The following is a 7,889-nucleotide window of genomic DNA, read 5'->3' on the forward strand; positions in this document are numbered from 1 at the left end:
GATTTCACCTCATACAATGAATTGGCGTTAACATCCTTGTACCGAACTCTATCTGTCCTCGCTGCACTCTTCATAAAATGGACATGTCAGACAACACTGTCCGCATCTCTTCTCCTGGATTCTTTTCTTTCTGTTTAACCAGTAGATAATACGCCTTATCATATGCCGCCTCCCGGAATTATTTCTCGTCATTATCTTCTCTATGTACCTCTGGCATTTCATTCAACATAAAAACACCTCCTCGTTCTATATACCAGTTACTATCAGATTTCATTTCTGATCTGTTTCTGAATATACAATAAACGATGAGGTGTACTTTAAAAAGGCCACTTAAATTGTCTGAATATTTGCATTTATTTATAAATCAATACAGTTAATCCGCATGTATTTATCCCAAATTTTATCATTTCAGCCGTTCTTTCAGCATAGTATTTCTCTTTGACACTGTCACATTTCTGACTGCATATGACAAAGCCTTCTTTGTGCCGACCAACACAAGGATCTTTTTTGCACGAGTTATACCTGTGTAGATAAGATTCCTCTGGAGCATTATGTAATGGTTCATAAGGATCGGCATGACGACGATAGGGTATTCTGAACCCTGTGCTTTATGTATGGTTGTGGCATAGGCATGGACAAGCTCATCCAGTTCGCTGACATCGTACTCCACAATATGTCCGTCAAAGTTAACTTTCAGGGTTCTGTCTGTATCATTTACAGACTCAATGATACCGATATCTCCATTAAAGACTTCCTTATCGTAGTTATTCTTTACCTGCATCACCTTGTCGTTTGTCCTGTAGACATAACCGCTTCGGTGAAGGCTTGGTTTAGGCATGACGACTTTGCCCCTGCCTTTAATAAATATCTCTTCTTCAGCCGGATTAAGGGCCTCCTGAAGTGAAAGGTTTAGGCTTGTGGCTCCAACAACGCCTCGCTGCATTGGAGTAAGCACCTGTATCTGTGATGGCTCCACATGGTAATACTTCGGAAGTTTATTCCTCACCAGATTCACGATCTCACCGGAAACCTTTTCGGCATCTTCATTCTCTATGAAGAAGAAATCCGTATCCTTTCGGTTACTTATGTCCGGCATCTTACCCTCATTGATCCTGTGGGCATTCATGATGATACAGCTGGTCTGCGCCTGTCTGAAGATCCGGGTTAGTCTTATCACAGGAAATGCAGAGGAATCTATGATATCACGTAAGACATTACCGGCACCAACTGACGGAAGCTGGTCAATGTCGCCAACCAATATAAGTCTCATGGTTGCCGGGATTGCTTTAAGGAGGGAGTTCATCAGAATAATGTCTATCATAGAGCATTCATCGATAATAAGAACATCACCTTCAAGTGGATTTTCTTCATTTTTCTGATAACCTTCAGGCGGTTTAAACTCAAGCAGTCTGTGGATGGTCTTTGCCTCCATTCCTGTAGTTTCTGTCATCCTTTTAGCCGCACGCCCTGTAGGTGCTGCAAGAAGTATCTTAAGCCCATAAGCATTGAAAGCAGAGATTATTCCATGAGTTGTTGTGGTCTTTCCCGTACCGGGGCCGCCTGTAAGTACCATAACTTTGGCTGTGGCAGCCTTCCTTATGGCATCTGCCTGGATGTCATCATAAGACATACCTGTTATCTTCTCTATGGCACCAACATCAACGGATAATTCATTGTTCCCGGTCTTCTTCCTTGCTTCCGTAAGCCTTGCATACAGCTTATCTTGTGCCGGGGAATCACTAAGCTTTTTAAGCTTTGATGCAACGCCTATTTCTGCATAGTAAAAAGGCGGAAGGTATATCGGTATAATGCTGTTTCCCTCAGCATCTTTCTTTATGATATTCTGCTCAAGGATCAGCTCCTCTTTTTTGATCATATCATCGAGGGTACTTATAACTGTTTCCTCTGATGCCTCAAGCAGCTCTTTTGCCCTGTCAATAAGCTGCTTTCGCTCTGCATATACATGACCATCATTAGAAAGCTCAGATAACGTAAACATCAGGCCGCTTCGGAGACGCATGTAGGATTCCTTTCCGAAGCCAAGCTTCATTGCGATCTGGTCGGCCGTCTTAAAGCCTATGCCCCAGATATCATCAGCGAGCCTGTATGGATTTTCCTTCATGACTGTAATGCTTTCATTGCCATACTGTTTGAATATTTTTGCAGCATAGGATGTGCTGACCTGATGCTCCTGAAGGAACAACATGATGTTCTTTATCTCTTTCTGTTTCTGCCAGGACTCGGCAATCATCTGTATACGTTTGGTTCCGATCCCCTCAACCTCTATAAGAAGTTCAATGTTGTCTTCGATCACAGTAAAGGAATCAATACCAAATCTTCTTACGATCCTTTGAGCAAATTTTGGACCTACTCCTTTTATGAGCCCTGAACCGAGATATTTCTCCATCCCATAAACAGTCGCCGGAAGTGTTTCCTCCCAAGTATCTGCCATGAACTGTTTACCGTACTTAGTATCAACCTTCCAGTTTCCGTGTATCAAAAGAACTGATCCCACATTGACATCCAGCATGTTGCCAATGACTGTGACCAGTTCTGTATAATCCTTCACTTTACACTTAATAACTGAGTACCCGTTCTCAGGATTCTGATATGTGATTCTCTCAACTACGCACCTGATTTTCTGCATCGATGACCATCCATTTACGTTTTGACTACATCAATAACATACAAGTCAAAAAGCTTTTCCTGATTTCAAAAAGCTGAGAGACATCCCTCAGCTTTCATTATCATACATAATATATTATCACATCAGGCTCTTTCCGCTTTTCCATGCCTCTCCTACTTTTTCACCAACAACATGATAAGCATTATTAAACGGATCAAAGGTTATAGGCTTTACCTTGCTGACATCAACCTTACCATCAGTAAGAACTGATTCATCAACACTAACATTAACGATCTCCCCTTTAAGTATGCAGCTTTCGTGATCAAAACTCTTGACCTTACACTCCAGACACACTGAAAGCTCGTTGATAATCGGAGCATTAACATGAGAACTCTTAGTTGCAGTAAACCCCGCCCTTGCAAACTTGTCTTCAGTTTTGTTTCCTGAAGAGATTCCTACATAATCACAGGCCGCAACATAATCTGCAGTTGCCATATTGATGGTAAAGGCACCGGTCTTTTCAAAATTCTTACAGGTCTTATGCCCTACAGATAAACAAACTGATACTTCATCTGTCTCACTGATTCCACCCCAGGCCGCATTCATAGCATTTGGTACGCCATTTTCATCATAGGTTGCTATAATCCATACCGGCTGAGGATAACTAAAGGGTTTTGCTCCAAAATCTTTTCTGCTCATAACTTCACTTATTCCTTTCTGCATTGTATTCATATAGTACTTTTTCTGTACTACGATAATCATTAATCAAGTCTTTACATATAAAGCACGAACCTGAATCAAATGTTTTTAATTCATTGAATTACTTCCTCAATCTATATTCTATCACTACATTACCGTCTTCAGAAACTTCAAGTTTCAGGTTATTCTTCACTTTCCGGTTTATAAAAGTATCTATTTCCGGCTTAGTCATTCTTATCCTTGTTCTGTCCAGTACTTCATCCATCAGATGATAGAGGTTCAGATCAAGTCTTGCTCTTATCGCTCTTGAGAGTTCTCTGTTAAGAGCCTCCATCTTGATTTCTTCGCCTTCACCCGAATAAAAATCATCTATGTAACAGTAAAACATCCCGTTCTTAACAAGAGCTTCTTTCAGAGCATAACTGCACTTTTCACGTTCTACCATTACAAAAAAGCTTGCTTCCGGAAGTTCTTCCATAAGTCCCCAGTAGTCAGAATCACTTGATGCAAGCACGAAGGAATCAACACCATTTGAAAAGAATTCTTTCGTGGTTCTGGCCGCAACCTTTACGTCTGCTAGTGATTTATTATCTCTGAGCCTTTCAATCAGGATATACTCGACCGGTATATCTACAAAAGAACCAAGCATCTCCCACGCAGAAGCTGCATGAACATCATCAAACAGAATGATCTTTTCAATTATATATCAATCCCATCTTCTGACAGCTGCTGTAATATACTGGATGGAATATACTCCGGCATACCGATAATGCTTCTGCCTTCCCGCTGTATGCCCTGGCATCTCTTCAGAAAATTCCTTTCAAGCTGAGTCCTGAGGCTGCATAGATTCCTGATGATACGAGCTTTCTTCTCAATCTCCAGTCTGTTGTATATATCTATCTTTGGTGGTTCGTTTTCATTTTCGAAGATTTTCTTCGGCACTCCGATGAGATAAGCCACCTTTGAGATGATGTCGTATTGCTGACCATAGCTTTCTACAGACAAGTTAAAATCTGCAGGCATTAAGTCCGCCAGATTGTATGTGAATCTATTACTCTGAATATCCATGTCATGTCCTTTATTCTATACAATGTACCAGGGCTTATAGTATTCCATCAAATACTTGCCATAATTCATCTCTTACACAGCTGTATACTCCCACTCACGGAACCCCGCTGACTTCGCAGATTGATATACCGGGAGCACGATTTCCAAAAGTCTTTCACCAAATTCATTTTCTGAAAGGCCAGGCGCATAAAGCCTTCCCTCCACCATTGTGGAATTCAGATGTTTCTTTTTTACTTTCTCAAATTCCTTATGGATCCCCTCATATTGCCATATCAGCTGATATGACAGATACTCTATTTCGGACAGCTTCTTAAAATACACATCCCATCTTGGCAGGTTATTGCTCTTTGCGGAGTTGATACTTTTCGTAGTGGGGTGAAGGTTCCATATTTCATCATTTGCAACATAAGACCAGGGCACAAAATGATCTATGGAAATATCCCTCTCATTTAGCATTCCGTTCCCATAAATCTCTACCACCGGTCTGACAGTCATAATGAGTTTCCAATACTTCTGGATATCCTCCAGTTTCCGCTCCTGTGGCGGATAAAGCTTATCTATCACACCGGGAACATTTGGATTTCTTCTCTGAAGATATTCGACGAGATTATATTTGAGCCAACCTTTAATGATGACCTGATTCCTTACAATATACTCACTCCACTTCTCATCGAAACTAATTCTTGTGTTCAGTCCGTCCAGCCGGTCAAATTTATAAATCAGACGATAGTAGGTATTGATCCTATCGATCAAAAGCTTCTTCCCCACATTCCAATCGTTAGTCTTTAAATCCAGAAATGGTGCCTGTAGACGATATGGTACATTTTCTGTCAGTATCTTCTTATACCGTAGCACCTCCGGATCCTTACAATTCCGGATATAAGTCAAAAGTATAGTCTTTTCCTCCGATGCTTTAAAGCCGGAGATTTCTACCAGCCGATTAACTGCAAATTCCAGATTATCTCTTGGGCCGAGATTAAGGTGATACTCTGCCACCATGTACCAGGCATCAGAAATCATTTCATCAATGATTTCTTCGTAGCTGGCAGATGTTTGTCCGGCAAGAATTTTCTCAATGATCACCTGAAACCAGAACATCTTGTAGCACTCACTGGTGTTATCAAATAAATGTCCGAAATATTCAATTTTTATTCCGTCTGATTCCGGTAATATAAATGTATAAAAACATTCTTAAGTTCATGTTTCGTAAGATGAAGAATGGATGAGCATGCCCATATACCGTCATATTTATCTAGCTCATCAAAATCATTGAAGTCCATTTCCATTACGGGAATTCCGGTCTTCTCCCGGGCAATTCTGCACATTGCGGATGAGCCATCCAGAGCAGTAACATTATAGCCTTTTTGCAGAAAATATAGTGAATCCCGTCCGCTGCCACAACCGAAGTCAAGGATGGAAGCTCCGACCTTTATTTCTGAAAGAAAGGCATCCTGCATTTCGGAGAAATCGATATTCGCCGTGCTATCAGCATAGTTCTCAGCATTATTATCATAATACTCTATTGTTTCGCTCATAATGTTTCCTATTATATCATCCTGCACGATTTAAAGGACAGGTTTGTAAATGTCATCTGGAATTCGGGACAAACGTGGCAAGCTCAATTGAGAATTAAAAAGCGGGCAAATAGCATTTGAAAATGCCATCCACCCGGAAACTTAGCTTGTATTCACCATAGATCTTTTGTTTTTTTTGCAAGAATCATTCTGTACTATCCTTGTCATTTTACTATCCGGCATAATGCTGCTTCATATAGTAGAGATAATTCTATTTATGGTTTCCGATTGAAACAGTTCCTTCATCTTCTCATTTCCATCTCTGATTTCTGGATTACCACACTTATTTTTATCAGGGCGATCAGACACACAGCAGTCTTTGTACCAACATTCGCCCATTAGCTTTCCCTTTATAGACCACTTTTCGTTTTCCGTAAATTCACCTGTCAGAGATTTCATCACACGTTCTGTTGAAAATCTCTTGAATCCGGATAAATACTGTAGAGTCTTTTCATTTTCTATTTTTGACAGATTTATCCTATGATTCTCAACAGCAGCTAGTATATCCTCTCTCATTCTGATTTTATCTGTTTTTCCTGACCCGGTCCATTGAACCAGTTTATCAAATGCCAGAATCAGGTACTCAAAGCAAATCATATCAAGTATTATGATCTTTCCATCAGATACATCGGAAATAGATTTCAACAGTCTATACTTATTGCGAATGTCTTGATTGTCAACCACATAATCAAATGCAATATAGTACTTATCTTCATCATTCAGGTTTAAATCATCCAGTGCATCCAAAATACCTTGATTACTAAATTTGCTTTCAACTTTAAGAGTTCCATCAAAAATAAGTCTGTTGACTAATTCCCAGAAATGAAGTCCCGCTCCGGTATCTTCCGTCCACAGATATTTCATATATCAAAGCTCCTCTTCCAATGTGATCCTGTTATCGTTAAGTTTTAATACCTTAAAACTTTTATCAGATACATTTAATCCATCACAATTTCTTGAAAAAAGCATGTACTGATTGGAAAATTCAAAGTTGATAAATTTTTTGATATCATCATCAAGCAAAATATCTGCATTATCCACCACTATAAAATTATGTCTGCACAGCTTTATGGATGTAACAATATCATCTGATTTATAGTTAAAAAGTTTAATAGCTTTATATTCATCGGTAAGTCTTAAATCTTCCAGGATTTCATAGAGAACCGTTTTCCCTGTTCCACTATCCCCACCTACAAGTGTTATTCTGTCATCAAACTCCAGATCATATGAAAATGGATCCGCTTTAAATATTATCTTCTTATAAATCAAGTGCTTCTCTCCTTTCATACTCTCTGCTCCACCATCTTTGATATCCGGTTCCACCTGTGACAACATCTGTATCGTTAAATCTGATTTTTACATCATTAGGTATAGCAAAAAGAGAAGGCCTCGACATATATATCTTGATATCATCCATAGTGAATATTACTTGCAAAACATTTGGACCACATTCTTCAACACATACTACTTTTTCAGGATGTTTCACGATATTAAGCAATGTCTTGCACCCGGAAGACAAATTACGAATTGTTCCTATGCCATACTTTGTTTCTATATGCTTATCAGGTGTTATCTTGGCACCATCAATTTGTTTGATAAGTTTAATGTCTTCATCGGAAAGGTCTTCATTACTTGTATTTAGATTAAAATAGAGATCATTTTGAAGAATCCAGTCTTTTGATTCTTTTTTCTCTGTATATATATCTATCATACTGCCACCTATTGTATATTTAACATAATACTTTCAAAAAATTATTATAACAAAAATTTGCTCTTTTTAATATTCCGTTTGTCCAACATTATTTGGCAAATCGTGGCAAGCAGGGCACCGGATCTTTGACACCCCAAACCCTCAGAAGGCGCACCACGCCTTATTTTTTTGTCAATTTTTAAATATTTATAATGCGTAATAGCGTAATTTG

Annotated in this window: 9 protein-coding genes; all 9 read right to left on the reverse strand. The window is 39.2% G+C overall.

The annotated features are described in order from the left end of the window. Positions 1–403: 403 nt before the first annotated feature. The 9 genes from recD2 to T515_RS13515 all read right to left on the reverse strand — a co-directional run bounded on the left by recD2 (position 404) and on the right by T515_RS13515 (position 7,678). On the reverse strand, positions 404–2,647 hold the full coding sequence (recD2, locus tag T515_RS13475; RefSeq protein WP_036612221.1) for an SF1B family DNA helicase RecD2: 2,244 nt from the start codon (positions 2,645–2,647) through the stop codon (positions 404–406). 117 nt (positions 2,648–2,764) lie between these two features. After that, on the reverse strand, positions 2,765–3,325 hold the full coding sequence (locus T515_RS13480) for a flavin reductase family protein (protein ID WP_036612253.1): 561 nt from the start codon (positions 3,323–3,325) through the stop codon (positions 2,765–2,767). Positions 3,326–3,446: 121 nt separating this feature from the next. Continuing rightward, positions 3,447–3,974 (reverse strand): hypothetical protein, encoded by a 528-nt coding sequence (locus T515_RS18075; RefSeq protein ID WP_036612223.1) that lies wholly within the window; start codon positions 3,972–3,974, stop codon positions 3,447–3,449. 50 nt (positions 3,975–4,024) lie between these two features. Continuing rightward, the gene (locus tag T515_RS18080) at positions 4,025–4,348 is read right to left on the reverse strand and encodes a hypothetical protein (RefSeq protein ID WP_036612225.1); all 324 of its coding nucleotides are present in this window, start codon (positions 4,346–4,348) and stop codon (positions 4,025–4,027) included. 117 nt (positions 4,349–4,465) lie between these two features. Then, on the reverse strand, positions 4,466–5,491 hold the full coding sequence (locus T515_RS13495; RefSeq protein WP_242839386.1) for an HNH endonuclease domain-containing protein: 1,026 nt from the start codon (positions 5,489–5,491) through the stop codon (positions 4,466–4,468). A 50-nt stretch (positions 5,492–5,541) separates the two neighbouring features. After that, positions 5,542–5,928, reverse strand: a complete 387-nt coding sequence (locus tag T515_RS13500) for a class I SAM-dependent methyltransferase (RefSeq protein ID WP_051671748.1) — start codon at positions 5,926–5,928, stop codon at positions 5,542–5,544. A 231-nt stretch (positions 5,929–6,159) separates the two neighbouring features. After that, positions 6,160–6,831 carry a hypothetical protein gene (locus T515_RS13505; protein WP_036612228.1) on the reverse strand — a complete coding sequence of 224 codons (672 nt, stop codon included), beginning with the start codon at positions 6,829–6,831 and terminating at the stop codon, positions 6,160–6,162. A gap of 3 nt (positions 6,832–6,834) precedes the next feature. Continuing rightward, on the reverse strand, positions 6,835–7,254 hold the full coding sequence (locus tag T515_RS13510; RefSeq protein WP_175494648.1) for an ATPase: 420 nt from the start codon (positions 7,252–7,254) through the stop codon (positions 6,835–6,837). Further along, the gene (locus T515_RS13515) at positions 7,226–7,678 is read right to left on the reverse strand and encodes a DUF4869 domain-containing protein (RefSeq protein WP_036612234.1); all 453 of its coding nucleotides are present in this window, start codon (positions 7,676–7,678) and stop codon (positions 7,226–7,228) included. The genes T515_RS13510 and T515_RS13515 overlap by 29 nt, the downstream gene beginning before the upstream one ends. Positions 7,679–7,889 lie beyond the last annotated feature (211 nt).

It is taken from the genome of Oribacterium sp. P6A1 (assembly GCF_000702885.1).
Lineage (GTDB): Bacteria > Bacillota > Clostridia > Lachnospirales > Lachnospiraceae > Oribacterium.